20 protein-coding genes are annotated in these 24,716 nt (G+C 69.4%); 10 read left to right on the forward strand and 10 right to left on the reverse strand.

The genetic code is table 11. The features are described 5' to 3' along the window. Position 1: 1 nt before the first annotated feature. The 5 genes from HUA78_RS18440 to HUA78_RS18460 are packed head-to-tail and all read left to right on the forward strand — an operon-like array spanning position 2 to position 6,023. A complete protein-coding gene (locus HUA78_RS18440) occupies positions 2-1,894 on the forward strand; it encodes a DUF4129 domain-containing protein (protein WP_174476821.1) in 1,893 nt (630 codons plus the stop codon). Beyond that, the gene (locus tag HUA78_RS18445) at positions 1,887-3,170 is read left to right on the forward strand and encodes a DUF4350 domain-containing protein (protein WP_174461817.1); all 1,284 of its coding nucleotides are present in this window, start codon (positions 1,887-1,889) and stop codon (positions 3,168-3,170) included. Before HUA78_RS18440 ends, HUA78_RS18445 begins: the two co-directional genes overlap by 8 nt. Further along, positions 3,167-4,165, forward strand: coding sequence for a MoxR family ATPase (locus tag HUA78_RS18450; RefSeq protein ID WP_141646946.1), 999 nt, complete (start codon positions 3,167-3,169; stop codon positions 4,163-4,165). The genes HUA78_RS18445 and HUA78_RS18450 overlap by 4 nt, the downstream gene beginning before the upstream one ends. Further along, complete coding sequence (locus HUA78_RS18455) at positions 4,162-5,469, forward strand: DUF58 domain-containing protein (RefSeq protein WP_141646947.1); 1,308 nt, start codon at positions 4,162-4,164, stop codon at positions 5,467-5,469. Before HUA78_RS18450 ends, HUA78_RS18455 begins: the two co-directional genes overlap by 4 nt. Before the next feature lie 11 nt (positions 5,470-5,480). After that, a complete protein-coding gene (locus tag HUA78_RS18460; protein WP_174461814.1) occupies positions 5,481-6,023 on the forward strand; it encodes a GNAT family N-acetyltransferase in 543 nt (180 codons plus the stop codon). Here HUA78_RS18460 and HUA78_RS18465 read toward each other — a convergent pair. Next, a complete protein-coding gene (locus HUA78_RS18465) occupies positions 5,980-6,429 on the reverse strand; it encodes an inorganic diphosphatase (protein WP_141646949.1) in 450 nt (149 codons plus the stop codon). The genes HUA78_RS18460 and HUA78_RS18465 overlap by 44 nt on opposite strands. A 91-nt stretch (positions 6,430-6,520) precedes the next feature. Further along, positions 6,521-7,537, reverse strand: coding sequence for a stage II sporulation protein M (locus HUA78_RS18470; RefSeq protein WP_141646950.1), 1,017 nt, complete (start codon positions 7,535-7,537; stop codon positions 6,521-6,523). 132 nt (positions 7,538-7,669) lie between these two features. Between HUA78_RS18470 and HUA78_RS18475 the strand changes: the two genes are divergently transcribed. Then, positions 7,670-9,124: a DUF1570 domain-containing protein gene (locus HUA78_RS18475; RefSeq protein ID WP_254623785.1), complete on the forward strand. Its 1,455-nt coding sequence runs from the start codon at positions 7,670-7,672 to the stop codon at positions 9,122-9,124. 78 nt (positions 9,125-9,202) lie between these two features. Here the strand turns inward: HUA78_RS18475 and HUA78_RS18480 are convergent, their stop codons facing one another. Beyond that, complete coding sequence (locus tag HUA78_RS18480; RefSeq protein ID WP_141646951.1) at positions 9,203-10,762, reverse strand: bifunctional UDP-sugar hydrolase/5'-nucleotidase; 1,560 nt, start codon at positions 10,760-10,762, stop codon at positions 9,203-9,205. 44 nt (positions 10,763-10,806) lie between these two features. Here HUA78_RS18480 and HUA78_RS18485 point away from each other — a divergent pair, with 44 nt between their 5' ends. Then, positions 10,807-12,666 (forward strand): hypothetical protein, encoded by a 1,860-nt coding sequence (locus tag HUA78_RS18485; protein ID WP_174476822.1) that lies wholly within the window; start codon positions 10,807-10,809, stop codon positions 12,664-12,666. 13 nt (positions 12,667-12,679) lie between these two features. Here HUA78_RS18485 and HUA78_RS18490 read toward each other — a convergent pair whose 3' ends face one another. Beyond that, positions 12,680-15,802, reverse strand: a complete 3,123-nt coding sequence (locus tag HUA78_RS18490) for a cyclic nucleotide-binding domain-containing protein (protein WP_141646953.1) — start codon at positions 15,800-15,802, stop codon at positions 12,680-12,682. A 202-nt stretch (positions 15,803-16,004) separates the two neighbouring features. On the opposite strand from HUA78_RS18490, the gene HUA78_RS18495 reads away from it, so the two are divergent. After that, positions 16,005-16,802 (forward strand): RDD family protein, encoded by a 798-nt coding sequence (locus tag HUA78_RS18495; RefSeq protein ID WP_174468798.1) that lies wholly within the window; start codon positions 16,005-16,007, stop codon positions 16,800-16,802. A gap of 4 nt (positions 16,803-16,806) precedes the next feature. On the opposite strand, the gene HUA78_RS18500 is transcribed toward HUA78_RS18495, so the two are convergent. Next, the gene (locus tag HUA78_RS18500; protein ID WP_141646955.1) at positions 16,807-17,325 is read right to left on the reverse strand and encodes an outer membrane beta-barrel protein; all 519 of its coding nucleotides are present in this window, start codon (positions 17,323-17,325) and stop codon (positions 16,807-16,809) included. Positions 17,326-17,425: 100 nt separating this feature from the next. On the opposite strand from HUA78_RS18500, the gene HUA78_RS18505 reads away from it, so the two are divergent. Continuing rightward, positions 17,426-18,487 (forward strand): lipopolysaccharide assembly protein LapB, encoded by a 1,062-nt coding sequence (locus HUA78_RS18505; RefSeq protein ID WP_174457181.1) that lies wholly within the window; start codon positions 17,426-17,428, stop codon positions 18,485-18,487. A gap of 37 nt (positions 18,488-18,524) precedes the next feature. Continuing rightward, positions 18,525-19,568: an FHA domain-containing protein gene (locus HUA78_RS18510; protein ID WP_174476823.1), complete on the forward strand. Its 1,044-nt coding sequence runs from the start codon at positions 18,525-18,527 to the stop codon at positions 19,566-19,568. A 56-nt stretch (positions 19,569-19,624) separates the two neighbouring features. Here the strand turns inward: HUA78_RS18510 and HUA78_RS18515 are convergent, their stop codons facing one another. From HUA78_RS18515 to HUA78_RS18535, 5 genes are all read right to left on the reverse strand, one after another. Beyond that, complete coding sequence (locus tag HUA78_RS18515) at positions 19,625-20,149, reverse strand: tetratricopeptide repeat protein (protein ID WP_246137666.1); 525 nt, start codon at positions 20,147-20,149, stop codon at positions 19,625-19,627. 52 nt (positions 20,150-20,201) lie between these two features. Then, positions 20,202-21,278, reverse strand: a complete 1,077-nt coding sequence (locus HUA78_RS18520; protein ID WP_174457183.1) for a DUF1521 domain-containing protein — start codon at positions 21,276-21,278, stop codon at positions 20,202-20,204. A 156-nt stretch (positions 21,279-21,434) separates the two neighbouring features. Beyond that, the gene (sctV, locus tag HUA78_RS18525; protein ID WP_141647461.1) at positions 21,435-23,558 is read right to left on the reverse strand and encodes a type III secretion system export apparatus subunit SctV; all 2,124 of its coding nucleotides are present in this window, start codon (positions 23,556-23,558) and stop codon (positions 21,435-21,437) included. 95 nt (positions 23,559-23,653) lie between these two features. Next, positions 23,654-24,133, reverse strand: a complete 480-nt coding sequence (locus HUA78_RS47520) for a tetratricopeptide repeat protein (RefSeq protein WP_141647462.1) — start codon at positions 24,131-24,133, stop codon at positions 23,654-23,656. A gap of 89 nt (positions 24,134-24,222) precedes the next feature. Next, on the reverse strand, positions 24,223-24,672 hold the full coding sequence (locus HUA78_RS18535; protein WP_141647463.1) for a hypothetical protein: 450 nt from the start codon (positions 24,670-24,672) through the stop codon (positions 24,223-24,225). Positions 24,673-24,716 lie beyond the last annotated feature (44 nt).

Here is a 24,716-nt window from a genome sequence, read left to right on the forward strand (position 1 = left end):
CATGGCCGTCTCCGCGCTCGAGCTGCGCCCGCGCAACGCCGTCTCGCTGATGGACGCGGCGCTGCGCCTGTGCGCCCGGAGCACGGGCGTCTGGGCCCTCACCCTGCCCGGCGGCGCGGCCGTCGTCGCCGCCATGCTGTACCTGGCGGAGGCGGTGCGACTGGGACGCCCGCTGGTGCTGCCCACGCTGGCGCTCACGCTGGCGTGGTTCCTCCGAGGCGTGTGCCAGGGCGCCGCGTGTCACCACATCCAGGCCCGGCTCCTGGAGGGTCAAGGCGAGCCCTCGACGTGGGACTCGCTGAAGGCCGCGTTGGGGCGCCTGCCCTCGCTCTGCGTCGCGGTGGGCTACCTCTTCGTCTTCGACGGCATGGCCCTGTTGTTCGGCCTGGGCGTGGCCTACGTCGTGTTCTCCTCGGCGAGCGTGGGCTACGCGGCGGTGATGCAGGGCCGGGGGAGCGTGCTGGGGCTGTATGGGCACTGCTCGCGGCTGTTGGGCCCGGCGCGTGGCACCGCGACGATGGTCCGCATCCTCATGAGCGTGCAGGTCCTGGTCTTCTTCAACCTGCACATCGCGTTCAACTTCCTGCTGATGCTGGCCCGGAAGCTCCTGGGCATCGACCTGACCTTCGCGGAGCGCTTCGCCTCGCTGGACAACGCGCCCTGGCTCCTGTTCCTCGTGGCCACGACGTTCGCCCTCTTCGAGCCGGTGCGCGCCGCCACCGCCACGCTGCTGCTGGTGGATGGCCGGGTGAGGCAGGAGGGGCTCGACCTGATGGCGGCCGCGCAGCAGCTCCCGACGCGAGACTCCGGCAAGCCGCTCGGCCCGCGCAGCGCGGCCGTGCTCGCGGTGGCGCTGGGACTGGGACTGCTCGTCGGAAGTCCCGCCCGGGCGGACGAAGTGGCGCCGCGTCCTCCCGTCACCTCCGGGCGCGATGCGGCGCGGCGGCTGGGCCAGGTGGCACAGGCCTGCGAGGGCGAGGACACCGCCAGCGACCCTCGCTTCGAGCGCCTGGGCTCCCTGGGCCCCGGTGAGCGCGGCAAGCTGGACCGGCTGGTGCGCGCGGTGGAGCGGCAGGCGTACGACAACGAGGACTGCGAGTCGGCCCTGGCCGCGCTGGAGCGAGGCCTGACGCAGGCCACGTCGACGGTGGAGGCGCAGGAGAAGGCGGACGCACGTGTCGCCTCGGCGCGGGCACGCGACATCCTCGCGCGGCCGGAGTTCGCCGTGGCGCCGCCCCGAGACGAAGAGACCAAGGAGCCCACGCCGCCCCCGGAGCCTCCGGGCTGGTGGCGCCGCTTCATCGACAAGCTGGGCGAGTGGCTCAAGGAGTTCTTCAAGCGCGACGAGGCCCCCGCCCCGGTGGACGTCGCGCCCCCCGCCGTCACCGGCGGCGCCGTGGCCAATGTCCTGGTGGTGATGCTGGTGGGGCTCACGGTGGTGGTGCTGGGCGTGGTGCTGATGCGGGCCCTGCGCAAATCCCGTCCGAGCCACCGGGAGGCGGGCCTGGAGGTCTCCACACTGGATGCCACGACGCTCGCGGGAGACCCGGCGCACGCGCTGTCGCGCCCGCCGGAGGGCTGGGCCCAGTTGGCGGACGAGCTGGCGGCGCGCGGGGAGTACCGTGAGGCGGTGCGCAGCCTGTACCTGGCGCTGCTGTCCCGGCTGCATCGCGACGGCGCCATCCTCTACGACGTGACGCTGTCGAACTGGGACTACCTGCGCCAGTTCAAGGGGCGCACCGAGTGGAAGCCCCGCTTCCGCGAGCTGACGCTGCGCTTCGACTTCGCCTGGTACGGCAACACCCCGGTGGGCCAGTCGGGCTACCAGGAGTTCCGCTCGCTCACCGCGCCCATGCTGGCCGCGCCCGCCACCTTGGAGGCCGCCGGTGCGTGACCGCTTCCCCTTGCTGGTGGTGGGCGGGCTGGTGCTCACCGCGGTGCTCGGCTCGCTGCTCGTGAAGGGCGCGAAGCGCGGCGAGTTCGCCGACACCCTGTCCACCTATCGCGCGCACGAAGACGGCGCGCGCGCCCTGTTCCTGCTGGCCGAGGAGAGCGGCCTGCCGGTGACCCGCCGCATGGCGGACCTGCGCATCACCGGCGCGGACACCTCGACGCCGGTGCTGCTGGCGGTGGAGGTGGAGGGCTCGCGCGAGGATGACCTGGAGCAGACGCAGCTCGCCGCCGAGCCCGATGCGGGCCTGGGCGACGAGCACGTGCCGCGCGTCGGCTTCAATGCCTTTCGCGCCAGCCACCTGGACGACCGCGAGGTGACGGAGCTCCTGGAGCGCGTGGTGGCGGGCGGCACGGTGGTCTACGTCCCCTGGGGCTCGCGGGAGAACCCGCTGCTGGATGCCCTGGGGGTGAAGCTCACCAAGGCGGACACGACGCTGCCCATGCGCACGCTGGTGCCGCCCTTCCCCTCCCCGTACACGCTGGGCGTGGAGCGGGTGGAGGTGAAGGTGCAGGCCTATCTGGAGCTGCCGGAGAACGCCGTCCCCGTGCTCGAGGACGAGCGGCTGGGACGCATGGTGGCGGCGGTGGTGCCTCACGGCCAGGGCCGGGTGCTGGTGGTGGGCGCGCCGGAGCTGGCCATGAATGGGGCGCTGGCGCGCGCGGACAACGCGCAGTTCTGGCTGTCCTCCCTGCGCGCGCTGGGGCCGGGCCCCTACGAGTTCGACGAGTTCCATCACGGCTTCACCAACGAGCGCTCGGTGGTGGACTTCGCGCGGCGCTACGGGCTGCAGTTCGCGGTGCTCCAACTGCTCGTCGGCGTGGCGCTGTGGTCCGTGGCGCTCAAGCGCTTTGGCCCCCCGCGTCCTCCTCCCGAGTCCGCTCGCGTGGGCGCCACCGATGCCCTGTTCGCCATGGCGCGGCTGTATCGCGAGGGGCGCCACCACGCCTTCGCCGCGAAGCTCGTCTCGCGTGGACTCACCCAGGAGCTGGCCCTGCATGCGGGGCTGCCCGCGCACGCCGCGCACACCGCCGTCTCGGACGCGCTGAAGGAGCGCGGACGCGAGGACCTGGCGCGCGGCCTGAATGACGTGGCCGCCCGCGCCGAGACCGCGGCCAACGACTCCGACCTCCAGCAACTCGCGGCCCGTGCGGCGGGCCTGCGCCAACGCCTTCACTCCGCCGGCTCCGCCCGGCGCAGCACTCCCGGAACCCCATGAACGCGAATGACCCCGCCTCCACCCTCGTGCCCACTGGCTCCGCCGTGCAGGCCGCCCACGCCATCCGCGAGGGCGTGCTGCGCGAGGTGCGCAAGGCCGTCGTGGGCCAGGACGAGGTGCTGGAGCTGATGCTCTGCGGCCTCATCGCTGGCGGCCACGTGCTGCTGGAGGGTGTGCCCGGCGTGGCCAAGACGCTGATGGCCAAGGCGCTGGCCCGGAGCATCAGCTCCGACTTCAAGCGCATCCAGTTCACCCCGGACCTGATGCCGGCGGACATCCTGGGCACCAGCGTGTTCGACCTGAAGACGCAGGGCTTCGTGCTGGTGCGGGGTCCCATCTTCACGGACCTGCTGCTGACGGACGAAATCAACCGCGCCCCGGCCAAGACGCAGTCCGCGCTGCTGGAGGCCATGCAGGAGCGCGGCGTGTCGCTGGAGGGCCGCAACCTGCCGCTGTCGCCCCTCTTCACGGTGTTCGCCACGCAGAACCCGGTGGAGTCGGAGGGCACGTACCCGTTGCCCGAGGCGCAGTTGGACCGCTTCCTCCTGAAGATCGACGTGGGCTACCCCGCACCGGAGGAAGAGGACGCGATTCTGGCGTCGGTGCACCGGGGCTTCGACTCGGGAGACCTGGCGCGCGCGGGCGTGAGCGCCGCGGTGACGAAAGAGGGCCTGCTGGCCGCGCGTGCCGCGCTCAACGAGGTCAACGTGGAGCCGCCGGTGCTCAGCTACATCCGCAAGCTGGTGTCGGCGACGCGCGCCTCCGGTCGCATCCGGCTGGGCGCGGGTCCTCGCGCGGGTGTGCATCTGCTGCTCGCGGCCAAGGCCCTTGCGGCCCTGCGCGGACGCAACTTCGTCACGCCGGATGACGTGCGCTTCCTCGCCGGCCCCGTGCTGAAGCACCGCCTGCTGCTATCGCCGGACGCGGAGCTGGATGGCGCCACGCCGTCGGACGTGCTGCGCGAGGTGGTGCAGGCCGTGGAGGTCCCCCGGTGATTCCCACCGGGCGCCTCTGGGGGCTGCTCGCGCTCCTGGCCCTGCCCATGATGGCCGCGGGTTTCTTTCCCGGCCTGGGCGGCGCCGTGGTCGCCCTGGATGCGCTTGCCCTGGCGCTGGCCCTGCTGGACTTCTTCAGCGCCCGCTCGGCGAAGCTGGAGGTGCGGCGCGTGCTGCCGCAGCGGCTCAACGTCGGCGTGCCCAACAAGGTCGAGCTGCGCGTGGTGCACCGAGGCGGTCGCACGGTGCGCGTGCGCCTCAAGGACGGCGTGCCGGAGTCCTTCACCGCCACGCCCGAGGAAGCCCCGCTGGAACTCCAAGCGGACAGCGAGACGCGCTGGGTGTACCGGGTGACGCCGGCGAAGCGCGGGCGCTTCGACTTCGGGGACGTGTACGCGCGAGTCCAGGGCCCGCTGGGCCTCGTGTCCCATGAGCGCGTGTTCCCCGCCGCGCAAGCCATCTCCGTGTACCCGGACCTGCGTGGCGCCAACCGGCTGTTGCTGTCCGGAGCCGCGTTGGACCTGGTGAACCTGGGCCTGCGGCAGCTTCGCCGGGATGGCCGGGGCAGCGAGTTCGCTCGCCTGCGCGACTATGCCCAGGGAGACAGCGCGCGCGACGTGGACTGGAAGGCCACCGCCCGCCGGGGCAAGCCGGTCACGCGCGTGCTGGAGTCGGAGCGCTCACAATCCATCCTCATCTGCGTGGACGCGGGTCGATCCATGGCGGCGCAGGTGGACGGCCTCACCAAGCTGGACCATGCGGTGAACGCCGCGCTCTTCCTGGCCTTCGTCGCCGTGCGCAACGGAGACCGGGTGGGCCTGGCCGTCTTCGCGGACGGCGTGAAGACCTACCTGCCCCCAGCGGCCGGACGTGGCCAGTACCGGAAGATGGTGGACGCGCTCTACTCCACGACACCCAGCCTCACGTACGTGGACTACCTGGCCCTCTTCAAGGAGCTGAACGTCCGCCTCACCCGGCGCAGCCTGCTGTGCGTCTTCACCGACTTCCTCGACGAGGAGCAGGCCTCCACCATGGTGGCCCCGCTGCACCGGCTCGCGCGGCGCCATGTGCCCCTCTGCCTGTCGGTGAAGGACACCGCGCTCCAGAAGCTCCTGCGCACGCCACCGCCCGGGCCGGAGGAGTCCTTCCAGCACGCGGTCGCCTCGGAGCTGCTCGCGGACCGCGAGGTGCTCAAGGCGCGAGTGAGTCAGGGCGGCGTGCAGATGCTGGATGTTCAACCGGATGACTTGAGCCTCGCGGCCGTCAACCGCTACCTCGACATCAAGGCCCGGGGCGTGCTGTAGCGGCTGGCACCATGCGCCCCCTCTTCCAGGCCCAGGGCTCCTTCACCGCCGAGCGAATCGAGGACCCCGAAGCCGAGCGGTTCCAGCCGCTCCTGGAACACTGCGAGGACTTCTTCCAGTTGTGCTTCGGCCGCCCCGCGCGCCCGGACGAGGGACGGCAGCTTCCCCTCGAACGCCCTCCTGGAGTGCCCTCCGAGGCGGGCCATCTCATCGCGGTGCGCGACACCTCGGGCCAGTGGGTGGGCGTCCTCGAAGGACTCCAGGGCTATCGAAAGCCCGGGGAGGCGTACCTGGGACTGATGTTGCTCGCGCCTCACGTGCGCGGGCTGGGGCTCGGCGCGGCGCTGTTCCACGGCTACGAGAACTGGCTGCGCTCCGAGGGCATGCACGTGCTGCGCGTCGGAGTCTCCGAGCCGAACACCGCGGCGCTGCGCTTCTGGCGCCGCATGGGCTTCGAGGACGAGGAGTGGGTGGGCCCGATGCGGCAGGGCGAGCTGAACTACCGCGTGCTCAGGATGCGAAAGACGCTGACGTCACCGGCAGCCACCCCGTGAAGCGCGTGTCCGTCACGTTGCCCCGCACCAGGTGCAGGCCGCGCTTGAAGAAGGCGTAGACGCGGAAGAACGACTCCAGACCGAGCCGCTCCGTGTCGCTCAACTCGCCCAGGCTGCAAATCACCTTCGGGTCACCGCGCCCCGAATCGATGAAGCCCAGCACCGCCACCACGGGCACACGCACGCGCTGGCCTCGAGGCAACCGAGCGCCCAGCACCACCGCGTCGAGCGGGTCTCCATCGTCCGACATCAGCCCGGGGATGCTGCCGTAGTTGTACGGACACGGCAGCGGCGCCACGAAGTCCACCGAGCCGTCCGCGCGTCGCTTCACGAACGAGAAGCGCGGGCACTCGATGACGACCTCGGGTTCGCGCGGAAGCAGGGGCAGGAGCAGCGGCTCGGACACGAGTCCCGTGTAGCACGGGCGGGGACAGGGCGCGTGGAGCCTCGCCCTCCCCTGTCGAGCGACAGACGCGCGCCGCGAGTCGGGGAGCCCGTCAGGACGCCCGAGGAGCGTCCAGCCGCGCGTCGTCGGAGCGCGAGCCTCGCAGCCAGTCCGACAGCAGGTACGAATAGACGCCACTGCCCACCACGAGCGCGAACGTGACTTTGAAGGCCACCGACAGCTTGGGCGGATGAATCTGCGACACCGTGCCCTCGATGAAGCCCGCGAGGACGAACAGCACCAGCGTCCCGAACAGGAGCTTCACCGCCGTCACGGCCTCGGCGCGCAGGGCCTGCCCTCGCGGCAGTCCCTTGGGGGCCACCAGGCCGCGCGCGATGACGAGGCCCGCCGCGCCCGCGATGCAGATGGCCGTTATCTCAGGGATGCCGTGGGGGAGAATCCAGGCCCAGAACCAGCCGGCCATCCCCTTCGCCGCGTACACGTGCGCGAGCGCACCCAGGAACAGGCCGTTGACGAACAACATCACCGCGGTGCCCAGCCCCAGCGTCACGCCCAACGCGAAGCACAGGAAGGCCACCTGGATGTTGTGGGTGAAGAGGAACGAGGAGAAGTGCGCCTGCTGGCCCGCCGACATGCCATCACCCGCGGCCTCGTTGGCGGCGCGCTGCACGGGGTCCATGTCCAGGTGCTCGGCGGGCACCAGGTAGTGCGCCGCATCCGGGTCCACCATCATCCCCAGGTAGCCGAAGCCCACGCCGGCCAGGAAGAGCAGCACCGCCGCCACGTACATGCGCCACTCGCGGCGCAGGAGCGCGGGAAAGCCTCGCGCCACGAAACCCCAGACGTCCGCCAACCTGGGGCGGCGCCCCGGATAGGTGAGCGCATAGGCCCGCCCCACCAGGTCATTCAGGTACGCGCTGACGTCGGCCGAGCCACTGCGGGCCCTCACCCAGAGCAGGTCGCTCGACACGGCGCGGTACAGCTTTCCAAGCGTTCGCGCGTCATCGAGGCTCAGGCCGCGCAGGCCACGGACCTCGGACTGGTCCAAAAGCTTCTCGAGCTTCTCCCACCGAGGTCGACGCGACTCGATGAACTCCGCCATCTCCATGACGACAGTCTAGCCCAGGAGGGCCGTACGCCCACCCTGCCCTACGGGCGCCGGTTGTGGGAAAACAGGGGTATGACGTGTCGGCTGGCGTTCCTGGGATGGCTCTTGGCCTGTTTATCGGGATGCAGCTCCATGCGAGCGCTGTGTCCCCTGGAGGGCGGCCGTCCCTGGGTGGAAGTGCGCAGCCCCCACTTCAGCATCCGTACCGACCTGGACACGGACACGGCCGAGGACGCGGCGCGCGAGCTGGAGATGCTGCGGCAGGGATTGCTCCAGGCGTGGGGCGGCAGCTTCGACCCGCCGGGAACGGTGGAGGTCATCGTCCTGCGCAACCGCCGGGAGCTGTCGGAGTTCACCAACGTCGGCATCGAGGGCTTCTCCGCGACCACGTCCGAGGGCCCGCTGCTGGTGATGGCGGGAAACAGCTACGCGCTCAGCGAGGACGCCGCGGACATCTCCACGCAGGCGCACGAGCTGACGCACTACCTCTCGCAGTTCGCCCTGGTGCGACAGCCGCGCTGGCTGTCCGAGGGGCTGGCGACCTATCTGGAGACCATCACCCTGAGGCCGGATCGACGGGAGGTCATCCTCGGAGCGCTCCACGCGCCGTTCCTCGACCACGTCAAACGCAGTGGCTGGCGCACGCTCGACGAGCTGTGGGAGTGGGACCGGCGGGGGCTGATGAGCAGCGCGGAGTCGCGGCAGTACTACGCCTCCGCGTGGCTCTGGGTTCACTTCTTCATCAGCCAGCACTCCGAGCGCTTCGAGCGCTTCCAGAAGCGCCTCATGCGCGGCGAGGAGCCGAGGAGCGCCTGGGACGAGTCCTTCCGGGGCGTGAAGGATATCGCGGGCCAGGTCCACGCCTACGCCCACGGCGGACGACACGTCCACTACCCGCGCATCACCGCGCCGCTGTTGCCCGTGTCGAGCGACATCCACACCCGACTCCTGGACCCCGCTGAGGTGCACGCGGTCCGCGCGCGCCTCATCCTCCTGACACCCGGCGCCGCGCCCGCCGACGCTCGCCAGGAAAAAGCCGAGTGGGAAATGGCGCAGGCGCTGAAGGAGGACCCGGGCAACCTCACCGTGGCGCTCCTGCGCATCCGCTCCATGGGGGACCCGGACCAGCAGCTCGGCTTCGCGCGGGACCTGGTGAGCCGCAGGCCGGAGAGCGGCCTCGCGTGGGACGCGCTCGCCCAGGCGCTGGATGCCGCGGGCTACGCCACCGAGGAGCAGGAAGCCGCCCGCCTGCGCGCCGCGGAGCTGGTGCCCGACAGCGTGGGCACGCAGAACGGACTGGCCCGCTACTACGCACGTACCGCGCAGCCGGAGAAGGGGCTGGGGGCGGCGCAGCGGGCCGTCGCGCTGGCGCCCGGTAACGCCAGCGTGCTCGACACCTACTCCACCATCCTCTTCCAGTTGGGCCGCTGCCAGGAGGCGCTCGCCACGCAGCAGCTCGCGGTGGAGGTGCTCTACGAAGGCACGCCGGAGCGGCTGCGCCAGACGGTGCACGACACCCTGGCTCGCTACGAGGCGGTGTGTGGAGCCTCTCCCGCCGCGTCGACGTCTCCGTCCGGAGGCGAGTAGCGCCGGAACGACGAAGCGCCGGTGAGCCCTGGAAGGGGGCCCGACCGGCGCCTCAAGAACCTCACGCGTGAGCGCGGGTTACTTCAGCTGCTTCTCCAGCGGCTTCTTCTCGCTGGACTCCAGCTGCTTGGTCCAATCCACCACCGGCGTCTGCCAGGCCATGCCCGTCTCGGTGGGCTCGGGGGCGAGCTTCTCGAACTCGAAGCCGTCACCGCCGAAGTACAGGTACTCCACCGTGGCGACGGAGTACTCCTTCGCCGGGTCCAGGGCCTTGCCCTTGGCGTCCTTGAACTTGTTCTTCCCGGCCGCGGTGAAGCCGGAGACCAGGGCGTTGGGGTTGGCCAGCTGCTTGGCCAGGTCCTCGCCCTTGAGCTTCACGACGAGCAGCGAGTTCTCGAACGGCATCACCGAGTAGATGCTGCCGCGCGTCACCGGACCGGCCGGCAGGTCGCCACGGATGCCGCCCTTGTTGAGGATGGCCCCGTCCGTACCGAGCGACTCGCGCACCGCGCCGCCAATCCACTTCGCCATCTGCGGAGAGGCCTGGGTGATGCCCGTCTTGGTGAAGCCAATCTGCTGGCCCAGCACCTCGTCGAGCTGCGCCTTCCACTTGGCGACCAGCTGCGCGGTCTCCGCGTCCGGCGTGCCACCGGCCACGTCGACGAGCTTGCCCTCGATGTTGGTGACCTTCTCGCCGGCGGGCTTGGCCGGGTCGAACGAAATCTGCGCGCGCAGGTACTTGGCGAATCCACGGTCCAGCGACGCGAAGATGACGCCGTTCTCCTTCGAGTAGACCTGCTGCGGGCAGCGGCCACCGGCGACGACGGACAGCTTCCATTCGGGGTGCTTGGCCACGATGGGCTGCAGCTCCGTGACGCACGTGTCGGCCACGACGACGACGGTGTCGGCGCCGGCCTTGCGGGCCTCGGGGATGGCGCTGTTGAGTGCCTCCTCGTAGCCCGTGACTTCCAGGCCCTCGGCGCGGCCAGCCATCGCCGTGCGCACCGTCTTCTCCGAGGCGAGACCCACGACGCCAACCTTCAGGCCCCGACGCTCGAACACCTGGAACGCGGGCAGGGACAGGTCGCCCGCGAGCGCCGGGTCCTTCACGCGGAGGTTGGCGGCGAGGAACGGGAAGCCACCGGAGGCGCGGTTCTTGAGGAAGACGTCCTTGCCGAACGCCAGCTCATGGTTGCCCATGGCGGAGGCGGCATAACCCATGCGGCCCATGACCTCGGCGGTGGGGGCCCCCAGGAAGAAGGACGACAGGGCCGGCCCGTTCCAGTGGTCGCCCGTGGCGAGCGCCAGGGTGCCGGAGTCGGCGCAGGTCGCCTGGCCATCCTTGATGGGGCCGGGACAGTGCTTCTCGTCATTGACCCAGTGACCAAGCAACTCGGCGGCGCCACCCTTGCCATCGACCGGCTGAAGCTGGCCGAAGGTGCCACCGGTGACGAGCAACGTCACTTCACTGGGCACCGCGGGCTTCGCCGGCGCGGGAGCAGGCTGCTCGGCGACGGGGGCGGAAGGGGGAGGACTGCTCTTCTCGCAGCCGGCCAGGGCGCCGAGCGCGAGAACCAGCACGCCGGAAAGGCGCGACTGGCGGGAGGGACGGGGGCGGTAGCAGGGGTTCGAGCTCACAGCGCGCCGTTTAGCACAACTCGGGACGTGATACGGTGACTGGCGTGTCAGATGAACAGGACCCCAAGGGCCCACCCTCACCACGAGGGGAGCAGCAGCAGGACGCCGCGAGCGGAAAGAACCAGACTGGCCGCGTGCTGGCCCAGCATTTCTGGGAAGAACTGCAAAAAGGCGCCGTGCACTTCCAGGAACAGGGCTCGGAGGTCGTTCCCCGGGGCCGGCTGAGACAGTTCATCCATGGACTGAGCCTTCCGTTTCATATTGCCCGGGCCCTGCTGGGAGACCCGGTGGCGCGCCGTCAGTACCTGCGCGTGGGGCTGATGCAGACCGTGGTCGCCCTGGCGCTGTCCCTGACGTGCATGGGCTCGGCGAACAAGGCCGCCAATGCGGTGGAGGATTCCCAGGACGAAGCCGTCGCCGCCGAGGTGTCGTCGGCGCTCAAGAAGGTCGCGTCGGTGGTGGCCGAGCAGAACGCGAGGAAGGCGGAACGGGCGGCCGCCCGCGAGCTTCGCAAGCAGCGTCGGAACGGCGAGGCCCCGGCGGACACGGCTCGCGCCACGGCGGCGGAGCTGGATTCAGACGCCCAGGACGAAGAAGCGGGCGAGGCCGAGGACCCCGCCGACCCGGATGCCGTCGCCCTCGCGCCGGGCGCCGACGAAGCCCCCCAGGTTCAGGCCGGGCAGGTGGACACGAACGAAGCCGGTCCTCCGGAACGAGACGCGAAGGACGGCGAGACGCCCTCGGAGCTTGCCGCCGACGTCTCGGCCGCGCCTGCCAGGGAACGGGAACCCACCGTCCAGGGCAAGAACACGGACGCGGCTCCGACTTCCGACAAAGACAGAAGCCCACGGGAACCGTCGCGGGCCACCGCGGACGAAGAGGACCCGGAAGCCCGCCTCGCCATGAACATCGAGCGACGGCTTCGCGACATCGAGGCCGCCGCGAACAACCCGGACGCGGGCACGGCGGTCTCGGACGCGGTGATGGCCCTGGTGGCCGAAGCCGTCTCCAGTGCTTCTTCGGATGCGTCCAGCGTGCAGCCCAGGCCCAAGAAGCCCGAGGGCGATTCCGCGAAGGCGGGCAAGCTCAAGTCCGAGCCCGGGAAGTCGCCGCGCCAGCGTCATCCTGAAGCTGAAGACAAGGGCTCCACGGGGCCGACGTTCAAGGGCTTCTCCGTGGTCGGCATCCCCTTCTGGATAGCGTTGTTCGCGGCGATGCAGCTTGCCCAGTGGGTCATCATCGCGTTGTCGCGCGACTACCACGACGTCATCTCCCGGGAGGCGAGCCTCCTGACGCGCGTGGAGCCGGAAGACGACGCCATCACGCCGCACATCCGCCTCAACGTGCAGTGGATGCGCAAGAAGGTGCGGCGCCGGGTCAGGGCGATGATTCTGTTCGCGGTCGGCGTGCCGGCGGCGGCCTTCGTTGTCTCGCCCTTCTTCTGCCTGGGGCTCAGCAGTCCGCTGATCACCACCATCACCTCGTTGTGGGGCGCGTGGTGGTTGATGGTGTTCACCGCGGCCAAGAGCGCCCAGGCCTGGGAGCCGATGGCGGGCCAGCGGCCTCCCTGGTTCCTGCGCGCGTGGACCTTCCTCACCACCCGCGTGCCCGGGCTGCGGTGGAATGTGCTGCAACGCTATGGCGCGATGTGGACCCGGCGCTCGACGGAGGTCTTCGTGCCGGTGGCCACGGTGGAGCGCCATCCGTGGGCCTATGCGGGACTGACGGTGGTGCGCTTCGTGGGTTCGTTCGCACCGCTGAAGTTCTTCGTGCGCCCCCTCATCCCCGTGGCGTCCGCGCACATCCTCCGGGAGGAGAGCGCCAGACGCGCCCGTGAAGGACAGGGCACGGGTTCGAGCCCCCGCGTCCCCGGACCGCTGGAGGAAACCATCCGCTCGATCTGACCCCGCGCGACGCTCAGGCGTCGCCGCCGCGCGTGCGCTTCTCGGTCGGCTCGGGGGAGTCGGGAGCGGGGCCCGTGGGCAGCGGAGGAGCCACGGGAGGCAGCGGCGCCGTCATCTCCAGTCGCTCGCCCGTCTCGCGCGAGTCGGGCAGCGCGATGAGTGCCTGGAGCTGGAGGCTCACCGCGCGGAAGAAGCCCGTGAGCAATTCGGGCCGGTCCGCGAGCAGGTCCAGGAAGTCTCGCCGGTCGATGATGAGCACGCGGGTGTCCACCGCGGCCACCATGTCCGTGGGACGCGGCGCGCCGTCCAGCAGGCTCACCTCTCCAAAGGCCTGCTTGCCCTGGAAGCGCAGCACATGCTCGCCGTCGTGGAACGCGTCGATGGCGCCCTCGACGATGACGTAGAGCGCGTCGCCCGGGTCGCCCTGCGCGTAGATGCGCTCACCCGCGCGGAAGGCGCCCTCGCGAGCCACGGCGGCGATGGCCGCGATGTCGTCCACGTCGCTCTGCGAGAAGACGCTCACGCCCTCCAGGGCGAACATCCGTTGGACAATCCGGTCGCTCAACTCACCCTCCTGCGGGAGCACATCCAGCCCATTCACCCGCGCGATATGTCGAGCGCACGCGCGCAGCACCACATCCTCGCTCTGCACCAACGCCGCCAGCCTGCGCCACAACCGGCCCGAGGCCCCCGGCGGCAACTCCCGATGGTGCGCCTCCACCTGCTCCATCACCAGCTCGCGGTCCTCTTCCGAGAGCAGGTTGTCCAGCAGCTCCAGCGCCAGCGCGCGTCGACGCGCATCCTGTCCCACCAGGTTGTAGTGGATGCCGCGCATGCGATGCGACGAGTCCAGGAGCCCCAGCAGGAAGAACGAGAGTTCGAGCGCCTGGTCCAACCGGTCGCCCACCGCGCGGGTGAGCAGCGAGCCGTCACCCAGCGCCGCGCGCACGTCGCGATAGGCCCCCACCAGCGCCCGATACACGTCGCGTCGCCGGACCAGGGCCTCGCGCACGCGGTCCACGTCCACCGGGTGCTCGGGGTGTTCATCTCGCAGCCGCGACAGCTGCGCGCCGATGCGGAAGTGCAGCGACGCATCGTCGCGCACGTTGGAGAACAGCAGCGCATCCAGCGCCGCCGGCGTACCGATGCCGCGCAGCACGCGAGGCAGTTGCAGCCGCATCGCCAGGGGCGCCTTCTTGTTGTTGAGGTGCTCCTCGACCAGCGGAGTCACCACGTCGCCCAGCGCGACCAGGGCTTCACGAGCCGTCTTGCGCTCCTCGCGCCAGGTGAGGAACGGCAACAGCCGAGGGGCCAGGTCCACATAGCCACCCTCCCCCACCGCGGCCAGCGTCACGCGGCGCACCGTGCTGTCCCCATCATCGAGGTAGCGCGCCAGCGCATCGGTGAAGCGCGTGTCCTGGAGCCGCCCCAGCAGCTTCGCCACCTCGCGACGCTCCACCACGGGCGCGCCCTCGCCTCGCGCGAGCAACTCCTGGAGCGAGGCCAGCGCCACCGAACTCCCCGTCGTCTTCACCAGCGCGCCGATGGCCGCGCACCGCAGTCCCACGTCCGGGTGGTTGAGCAACGCCGGCAACAGCCGCTCTGCCCGCTCCGGAGACAGGCGGGCCAGGGCCCAGACGGCCTGGTCGCGAGGGCGTCGGGGCCCCTCCTCCACCAGTCGCTCCAGCACCGGCGCCAGCTCCCGCGCATCCAGCTCCAGCGCCAGGGCCACGCCCCGCTCGAGCACTCGCTCGTGCGGATGGCGCAGCAGCGCGGGCAGGTGCTGTCGCAGCGGTACTTCGGCCTGCGCCATCAGGTCCACCGCGCGCAGCACGCGGTCCGGCGTGGGCGCGGACAGGGCCTCCGCCAGCAGGCGCTGCTCCTCCTCGCCATCCAGCGCGACTTCTTCGTCCTCGGCCGCGCCCACCTGCTCGCCCAGGGCCGCCACATACGCCGGCCTGAGTCGTACCAACAGCAGCACGAGCCCCAGGCACATGCCCATCACCGCCAACGCCATCGTCGCGCCCGTGGCCGCGCGCCCCGCGCCGATGAGCAGCAGACCGGCCACCACCACGCCGCTCTTGCGGAGCAGGCCGTCCACCGCGACACGCAGGCCCTCGCGCTGATCATCCGGCACCGCCGCGTACAGCAGCTGGATGCCCACCGGGAGGATGGAGTAGCTCACGGCCGTCTCCACCAGGCGCAGCAGATGCACGGGCGCCAGGCTGGGCGTGAGGAGCGTCGCCCCGGCCAGCGGCGCGAGCACCAACGGCACCAGCGCCACGTAGCGCAGGAGCCCCAGCCGTCGCAGCAGCGGCTGCGTGAGGAGCAGCTGGAAGGCCACGCAGAACATGCCAATCCACAGCTGCAGGGAGCCGAAGAGCGCGGTCAGCGCGTCCTCGCTCAGCGTGCCCTCCAGGCGCAGGCGGAAGAGGTAGTCCACGAAGGACGACAGCACCGCGAAGGAGATGCCCAGCGCCGCGAGCACCTGCGCGTACGGGCTCTCCGCCAGGTAGCTGAACGCCATGAACGACGTGGGGGCCGGACGGCCACGCGGTGGAGGCGGAGGCACGCCGCGATACAGGTGGTGGAAGATGGCGCCCGCGGCCAGCAGGCCCAGCGCGCCGCTCACCACGATGGCGGGCGTGCCCAGCGGCTCCGCCAGGCCTTGCACCAGCAGGCCGCCGACGATGCCGCCGCCCATGGCGAAGCCATTGAGCGCCGTGAAGGCCCGCCGGGCCTCCCGCGCATCGAAGGCCGACGCCATCCGCGACCAGAACCGGAAGGATACGAACGTGGAGAAGGTGTCCGCGAACAGGTACAGCGCCAGCGCCGGGGTGCGCTGTCCCGCGGACAGCGCCGCGGCCAGCCCCAGCGCAATCACCCCACCCAGCCCCGTCAGCACGCCCGGCGAGTCCAGTGGCGAGTTCGGCTTGAAGCGCGGCAGCACCGTCAGCGCGGCGGTGATGAGGGCCCCCAGCAGGTACAGGTAGGGCAACGCCTGCGACTCGAAGCGCGACAGCACCAGCGCGTTGGCCGCCGTCTTCAGCTGCGTCACCCCGGCGATGAGCGCGAACTGGAAGGCAGCCGCCGGCCACAATCGGCGGTTCCAAGAGGATGTGTCGGAGGGGGCCACGGATTCGCGAGGGGCGGGGAGGCTACCCCACCACCCCGACAGCCATGAATAACACAGTCGGCCGCCCGCCTGCGCCCCCCTTGGCTCCCTCCTGCCTGGTGTTCGGGCTGGCATGAAGCGGGAGGTGTCAGCGGGACATACCCGGAGCAACCTCGGAGGACCCCCGCCGGTGCGGGGACGCGGCTACACTGCGCCGGTGACGATGGCCACAGACACCCTGCTGGACGGCACCCACACGGTGCTCACACCTGAGTACGTGGAGTTCCGCTTCACTCTCGCGGGGCTGTATTCACGCTTCCTGGCGTGGCTGCTCGACGCGGTCATCGTCCTCACCGTCAGCCTGGCGGTGATGATGGGGCTGGGCTTGATCATGTCGGCGTTTCCCGGCGTGGCCAGCGCGCTGGGCATCGTCGTCTACTTCCTGGTGGACTGGGGCTACGGCATCACCCTGGAGACGGCCTGGAGCGGTCAGACGGTGGGCAAGCGCGCTCTCTCCCTGCGAGTCATCCAGGAGAGCGGCGTGCGCATCGGCTTCTATCACGCGGCCCTTCGCAACCTGGCGCGTCCGGTGGACCGGCTCCCCTTCTTCTACCTCGTGGGTGGGGTGGCCGCGCTCGTGTCCGGCTCCCAGCAGCGGCTGGGGGACATGCTGGCCGGCACCATCGTCGTACGCGAGCGGCGGCTGAAGGTGCCCTCCGCCATCAACGCCTCCGGCGAGGAGGGCCTGCTGGCGGACCCCCTCTTCGTCTCTCGCGTGAAGCGGCTGTCCACGGAGGAGCGGGAGCTGGTGCTCACCGCCGCCCTGCGCCGCGAGGAGCTCCGGATGGAGGCCCGGCTGCGCCTGTTCGCCGCGCTGGGCGCCCGACTGCAGGACGCGCTGGCCATGGAGAAGCCAGACCACCTCTCCGACGAGAAGTGGACCTTGCTGGTGGCCGCCGCCCTGCTGCCCTCCAAGGCCCCGCGCGGCGCTCAACCCCCGCGCGCCCGGGCCCTGGGGTGAGCTGTCAGAAGTACGCGGAGATTCCCGCCGACAGCGTCAGCGACGTCTGCGTCTTCTCGTTGAGGGCGATGTAGAAGTTGTACTGCGCCCGCAGCCCCACGCTCACCGAGTCCGACGTGAAGAAGTCCACGCCCACGTTGGGACCGATGCCCACGAAGTTGCTCGTGCTCTCCTTGAAGACCACGAGGTAGCTGATGTCGGAGCCGACGTAGGGGCGGATGCTCTCCTCCAGCAGGAGGTAGCGCAGGCCCAGCGACGGGGCCAGGCCCACCACGCGCTTGTTGTTGGGGTCCGTCGAGTCGCGCGGGAAGGCGATCTTCGACAGGGACACCACCTCGAAGCCGTTCTCGATATAGAGGCTGGCGTCGATGCCCACGAAGAACGCGTCATCCAACCCGTTGGTGCGGTTGAAATCCATGTACCCCAGCGACAACCCGAGACTGCGATTGGCGAACTGGGCGTGAGCCGGGGCGGCCCCAAGCAGGGCCAGGGTGAAGGTGAGAGTGCAGAGCAAGGTACGCATGGGCGTCCACTCTAACCGGTGCAACCCCCGGAAATCAGCCCGGATTCAGCCCCGCCGGGGCGTTGCACGGGAGGGGGCGCTCTCCTACACTCGGCCGGCCATGCGTCTTGCCCGCCTCGCCTCCGCGCTTTCCCTGGTCCTCACGCTCCCGCTCGCCGGCTGCCTCACCACGCCGCCGCCCCATGAGCGCGCCCTCATCAACAACGAGCTGTGCACCCAGGAACTGCACAACGGCGACCTGGTCCGCGCGGACGTGTACTGCGACCTGGGCCTGGAGTTCTCCCCCCAGTACGCCGACCTGTGGGTCAACAAGGGTCTCATCGCCATGGCCAACGGCAACAACGACGAGGCCAAGAAGCACTTCATCAAGGCGCTCCGCTACAACCAGGAGCACCTCCAGGCCTACCAGAACCTCGGCGCCATCTATAACGAGGAAGGCGCCTACGGAAAGGCGCACGACAACTTCCGCCGCGCCCTCAAGGTAAATCCGGATAACCTGGATACGCGCTACAACCTGGCGTACACGCTGATGAAGATGCGCAAGTTCACGGAGGCCAAGAAGGAGCTGCGCACCCTGCTCGCCGTGAACCCCAACCTCGCGGCGGCCCACCACACGCTGGGCATCATCGCCTTCGGGGAGGACCAGTTCGAGGATGCGGCGGAGGCCATGGCGCAGTCGGTGGCGTTGGACCCGAACAACCCCGACGCGTGGCATGACTACGGCAACACGCTGATGGAGCTGAGCCGCTACGCGGATGCGCGCGAGGCCTTCTCCAACTGCGCCCAGCTCAATCCCAAGGCGACCAACTGCACCAACAACCTCGCGCTGGCCCAGCGCAAGGCGGCGCTCACGGACGCGGCCTTCAAGGAGGTCAAGGACACACAGCAGGCGGAGAACTCCGCCCCTGCCCTGTTCATGCTGGCCCGCCAGTTCCGGGAGAAGGGGCTGTTGGCCGAGGAGGAGACCACTTACAAGAAGTGCGTGAAGCTGGAGTCGAAGTTCGCCCCCTGCCACTACGGGCTCTTCGAGCTCTTCCAGGACGCCAACAAGCACGAGCACGCGGAAATCGCCTGCAAGAACTTCCTGAAGTACGCGACGTCGGAAGAGTTCCCCACCGAGTATCAGGCGTGCGAGAAGTACCTGAGCAACGCGACGTTCTGATGCCCCGCCGTTTCCCGCACGTACCACCACCCCCTCGATGAGCGTCCGTCTCACCGTCACGCAGCGCAGCGAGGCCGGAGCCCAGGGCACTGAGCTCGTCCTCGGCGACTCGGTCATCACCCTGGGACGGGACAAGTCCTGCCAGGTGGTGCTCGCCCAGCAGGCGGTGTCGCGCAACCACGCGCGCATCGTCCAGGAGGGCAACCTCTTCTTCCTCGAGGACCTGGGCAGCGCCTACGGCACGCAGATCAACGGCAAGCCCCTGCCCAAGGGCGAGAAGCGCCTCTTGCGCAACGGCGACGTCATCGCCATCGCCCAGTACGACGTGAAGTTTGATCGCGTCACGGAGCTCAACGGCGACGTCAACTCGGAGAAGACGTCCTTCATCGCCCGGGGCAACCTGAAGGACGTGATGCGGGGGCTGTCCAGCGCCGAGGAGCGCTACCTGCGCATCATGAACGGCCCGCGCGAAGGCGAGCGCATCGAAATCGCCGACGCGAAGGAGCTCGTCATCGGCCGTGACGAGAAGGAGGCGGACATCGTCCTCAAGGACGACCTCACCTCCCGCAAGCACGCCAAGATTCGCCGCGACTGGTCCGGCACCCACGTCGAGGACCTGGGCAGCCGCAACGGCATCAAGGTCAACAAGAAGCGGGTGAACCGCAGGGCCCTCAAGGACAACGACGAACTGGAGGTCGGCGGCACGCGCTTCCTCTACGTGGACCCGAGCGAGCCCGCCGAGGAGCAGGTCCAGCTCGCCACGGACATCAAGAAGGCCCCGCCCCCGTCGCCCCAGCGCCCCTCCCCGGTGCGCAAGGAAGTGAAGCCCCCGGAGCCAGAGCCGGAGCCCGCGCCGCCGGAGCCCGAACCCGCGCCCCCGGAGCCCGAGCCGGAGCCCGTCCCTCCGGAGCCGGAGGAGCCCATCCAGCCCTCCGCCGAGACGTCCCTCCCCGACGAGGTGGCGCCGGGTGGAGCCCTGGCCGCGCTCAAGGACAAGCAGAAGCTCGTCCCGCTCGTCGTCATGGGTCTGGTGGGGTTGGTGTTCCTGGTGCTGCTCATCGCCGTGGTCGCTGGCGCCTGAGCGCGCGGACAGGGAGCGCCAGGTGAAGGCGCCCCACGCTGCTCCGCTGCCGACCGCTACTTCTTCTGCGAGGACGCCGGGCGGCCCTTGATCTGCTCCGCCTGCGACTTGAGGGCGAGCAACGTGCTCCGCGCGCGCTGGGTGGAGCGCTTCTGGAGCCTCGGGTCCAGTTCAATCGCGCGGCTCAGGTCCTTGAGCCCGTCCGGGATGTTGCCCCGGCGCAGCAGCAGCTCACCGCGGCCCACCAGCGCGTCCACGTTGGAGCGCTCCACCGCGAGCGCGCGCTGGAAGGCGTCGAACGCCTCGTCGGTGCGCTCCAGCGTCAGGTAGGTAGCGCCCAGCTGGGTAAGGAAGGCGGGCTCACGGGGCGCCGCCGTCACCAGGCCCTGGAAGATCTCCAGGGCGAGGCGGGTGCGGCCGGCCTGCAGCATGCTGTGGCCCATGCCGGCGTAGTCGAAGAGCCGCTCGCGCGTCATCCCGAGGAACTGGCCCAACTGCAGCTCCCCGCGGACGAGCTTCTCCGTCAGGGCCTTCGGAATCCGAACATCCGACGGGGCTTCGCTCTCCGGTTTGCTGCTCACGGCCACCTCGCGAGGGGCCCCACGCGTGGGCCCCTCTACCTGCGGGTCAAGGTCAGAAGAAGACGTTCCGAGGCTTGATCATATCATTCAGCGAGTTGATCTCATCCAAGGCCTTGAACATCTTGGTGACCGACTTGAAGCGGTCCTCGATGGGCTGGTCCTTCTCGGACTCCTTGGACTTGCCCAGCTCGGAGATGGCGCGGCTGACGTGGTCGGAGATCTGCTGCATCAGCGCGTCACGCTGCTTGGACACGTCCGCCGTCTTGGCGTCCTTCTTCTCCTTGGCCGGCTCGGGCAGCATCGTCAGCAGGGACGGAGTCTCCTTGTACTGGAACTCCAAATCCTTGCCGTGCTTGAAGGTGGCGCCGCCACCCTCGTCGCCGATGACTTCCTTGCCCACGTTCGCCCAGTCGTCGGAGTCCTTGCCCATGACGAGCAAGTCCCTGCTGTTGTTCTTGAACGCGTCGTCCCACTGGAAGGCGACCGTCGTCTCGTAGCCGTCCTTCGTCAGCTCACCGACCTTGCCCTTGCCCTTGTCGATGTCCGTCACGGCGATGTGGTCCGCGCCGTTGGTGATGTCCAGCTTGCCCGTCACCGTCATGCCCGCGTTGCCCCAGGGCACGGTGGAGCAGTTGATCTCCGTGCCGTCCGGCAGCTTGAACGTGGTGTTGCGCTTGAAGTCGAACTTGCCGCCGTCGCTCTCGTCGACGTGCGGGTCACCCCAGATGCGGGTGTTCTTGCCGTCCGGGCCGGAGATCTTCCACTCGAACTGGCCCAGCTGCTCAATCTTGTAGCCGCCCGGCGTGGTGATGGTGCCCTTGTCGTCCACCTTCAGCTTGTCGGGGGGACGGAAGGTGTCCTCGGTGAGGACCGGCTTCTCCGTGGGGAAGGCGCCGCCCGTGCCCGCCGTCGAGGCCGTGTCGCCAGGACGGGGAGCCCCGGCCGCGAACGAGTTCTCGTCCAGCTGCTTGAGCTGCTTCACCGCCGACTCGATCTCCGAGAGGGCGCGCTCCACCGTGTTCTCGATGAGCCCGAGGTTCTTCGTCAGCTCCGTCTCACTCAGCCCGACCTTCGTGTTGCCAGTGCTGGTGGTACGGGGAGCGTTGCCGGCTTGGGTGACACTCGTCATGACTTCCTCCCGAATCTCGGGGAATCCCACGCCCTGAAGCGCGCATTCCCGCCGTACTTCCATTCTCGACAGCGCGCGTCGGAAGTTGCGTTGAAGCGCAAGGATTCCGATCAGAACGGTGACGGGTCGGCGAGGACCGACCCCGGGTCAACGCGGCTACCGGGTGGAGATGCGAGCCACCGGCTGGATGTTCAGCTCGGGGGACAGCTCCTGGTAGCTGAGGACGGAGAACGAGGGGTTGAACTCGTACTCCAGCAGCTTGCGGACGTAGCGCCGGATATCCATGGCGGTGAGGATGACGGGGCGCTGGGCGCTGGGCGGCAGGTGGCCACACTCGGAGCGGACGGCCTGGACGATTTCCTGCGCCAGCTCCGGCTCGAGCGCCAGGTGCGCGCCCGCGGAGGTCCGCTTGATGGAGCCGCGGATGGCCTCCTCGATGTTCGGATCCAACAGGTACACCACGAGGGTGCCGCTGCCGCGCGCGTACTTGTGGGAGATGTAGCGGCGCTGCGAGGCGCGGACGTGCTCGGTGAGCATGACGTTGTCCGCCTCCACCTGCCCGTACTCGGCCAGGGCCTGGAGGATGCCGCGCAAGTCACGGATGGAGATCTCCTCCTCCACGAGCCGCTGGAGGATGTCGGTCAACTTCAGCACGTTGACGACCTTGGGGATGACCTCCTTGACGATGGCGGGGAACGCCTTCTCCAACTGCTCCAGCATCGTCTGCGTCTCCTGCACGCCGACGAACTCCCGCGCGTTGCGCCGCAGCACCGCGGCCACGTGCAGGATGATGTAGCCGGGCACGTCCCACGTCGTCAGGCCCGCGGCCTCCAGGGTGTCGCGGTGCTGTTCGGGCACCCACGCGGCCGGCTGGCGGGTGGCGGGGTTGATGGCCTCGAAGCCCTGGATGTTCATCAGGCGCAGGCGGTCCACCGTGTCGTTGACGAGCACGTGGCCCAGCGTGGCCTGACCGGTGACGACGGGCACCTCGTTGATCTGCACCTGGTATGCGCCCGGCGGCAGCGACGAGTTGCCGCGCGCGCGCACGCCCGGGAAGCGCACGCCGAGCTCGATGAAGAGGCCGTCGCGCATGAACGGGATGAGTTCGAAGAGGAACTTCCCGTTGTCCTGGCGCGAGTCCACGTACGGCACCAGCGCGTCGGAGACCTCCAGGACGATGGGCGTGACGACGGGGATGAAGAGCTCGGAGTCCGGATTCATCGGCTCCTTGGGCGCGGGCTCCGAGGACATCGGCGTGCCCAGGTCCGACTCCATGGCCGGACCGGCCTCCTCCACCATCTCCGACTCGCGCTTCTTCTTGAGCATCGTCCACGCGCCGAAGCCCGCGCCCGCGCCCAGCAGGAAGAAGGGAATCTTGGGCAGACCCGGGACGAGGCCCAGGACGATGAGCATGCCCGCGGCGATGGCGATGGCCTTCGGGTACGCGGTGAGCTGCGTGCCGATGTCCTTGCCCAGGTGCGCGCCCTCTTCATCACCACCGACGCGCGTCACGATGATGCCGGCGCAGGTGGAGACGAGGATGGCGGGAATCATGCCGACGAGGCCGTCACCGATGGTGAGCAGCGTGTACTTCTGCGCCGCGTCCGCGGCCGTCATCCCCTTCTGCGTCACGCCGATGATGAGGCCACCGACGATGTTGACGACAGTGATGATGATGCTGGCGATGGCGTCGCCCTTCACGAACTTCATGGCGCCGTCCATGGCGCCGAACAGCTGGCTCTCCCGCTCCAAGTCACGGCGCTTCTTCTTGCCCTGATCCTGGTCGATGGAGCCCGCGCGGAGGTCCGCGTCGATGGACATCTGCTTGCCCGGCATCGCGTCCAGGGTGAAGCGCGCGGCCACTTCGGCGACACGCTCCGAGCCCTTGGAGATGACGATGAAGTTCACGATGACGAGGATGATGAAGAGGATGGCGCCGACGACGAAGTTGCCCTGCACCACGAAGTTGCCGAACGCCACCACCACTTCTCCCGGGTCGCCCGTGAGCAGGATGAGACGTGTGGTGGAGATGGTCAGCGACAGCCGGAACATCGTGGTGATGAGCAGCAGCGTCGGGAACACCGACAGGTGCAGCGCCGCTGGCACGTAGAGGGACACCAGGAGCAGCACCACCGAGATGCTGATGTTCAGCGTCAGCAGCACGTCCAGCAGCAGCGTGGGCAGCGGGACGATCATCATCCCGACGATGAACACCACGACAATCGCGAGGACGATGTCGGAGTACTTGGAGAGGAAGCTGTTCGGATTGGAGGCGGACATCAGCGGGGAGCCATCCTAGTCCGCGCCCGGCCCCGGGCCCAAGGGGGGCCTCACGAGCCGGGCGGGGTGTCCGTCGGAAGATGCGAAGGGAGGGCTTAACGCCCGTCCGGACCAGAGTCGCCGTCGGAGACCCCCTGGGCCTCCTCCACGCTCTCCAGGGCCGCGGCCGCCAGCATGCGCGCACGCGCGCTCAGCGGGTCCTTGCCCTCGGGGTCCAGGGACACCGCGTGGTTGAAGTCATGGGCGGCTTCCATCACCTTGCCCTGGCGCAGGTGGACCTCTCCCCGGTTGACGAACGGCGTCAGGTCCGTGGGGTCCAGCTCGATGGCCCGGTTGAAGTGGGCCTCCGCCTGGTCCAGGTTCTCCAGCGCCAGGTGGCAGGCGCCGAGCGCTGTCTGGAAGTAGGCCTCGGAGCCATCCATGGCCGCGAGTTGCTCGAAGACGGCCAGGGACTCCTGGAAGCGGCCGTCCTGGAACAGGTCGAAGCCCTGAGTGGCCCGCTCGAGCAACTCCGGGCCGGACAGCGGCTTCCCATCATTATTGGAGACCGGCGCCTTGGCTTGGGTCGTCGTCATCTGGACTCATTCCCGGGGCGAATACGGAGGCGGCCTGGAGTCTAGCCCGCCTCCAGCGAGCCCACCAGTCAGGGGACGCCGAGAAGGCACTACTCGTCGAAGCCGTCGCGAATCTTCTGCAGCTGCTTCTTCAGGTTGGCGATGGCCATGTCCACGCCCTTCTGGGCCACCACCGCGCTGAACATCTGGGCCTTGAAGCGGTCCTTGACGTGCGACTCGATGTCCTTGAGCGACGCCTTCGGGTTCTCCTTCGTGTACTTGGCCACGTCCGCGTCCAGCTTCTTGGTCAGGCTCTCCGTGGTGGACTTGGAGAAGAAGCTCAGGAACGGCTGGTTCTGCAGGACCTGGTTCGTGCCCACCGCGTCCGCGTACTTGGCGCGGTCTTCGGTGGTCAGCTTGGTCTCCGGCTTCTTGCCGATATCGTCGATGATGGCCTGCTGCTTGGCCTGCTCGGCCTTGGGATCCGACGGCGTGGCTTCCGCCTGGCTCGTTTTCGCCGTGGACGTGGAACGGGAACCGCCATTGACAGGAGCGACCATGGATTTCTCCAAAAGGGGTGGGGTGAAGGAATTCTCGTGAGACG

The organism is Myxococcus sp. CA033 (assembly GCF_013336625.1).
Classification (GTDB): domain Bacteria; phylum Myxococcota; class Myxococcia; order Myxococcales; family Myxococcaceae; genus Myxococcus; species Myxococcus llanfairpwllgwyngyllgogerychwyrndrobwllllantysiliogogogochensis.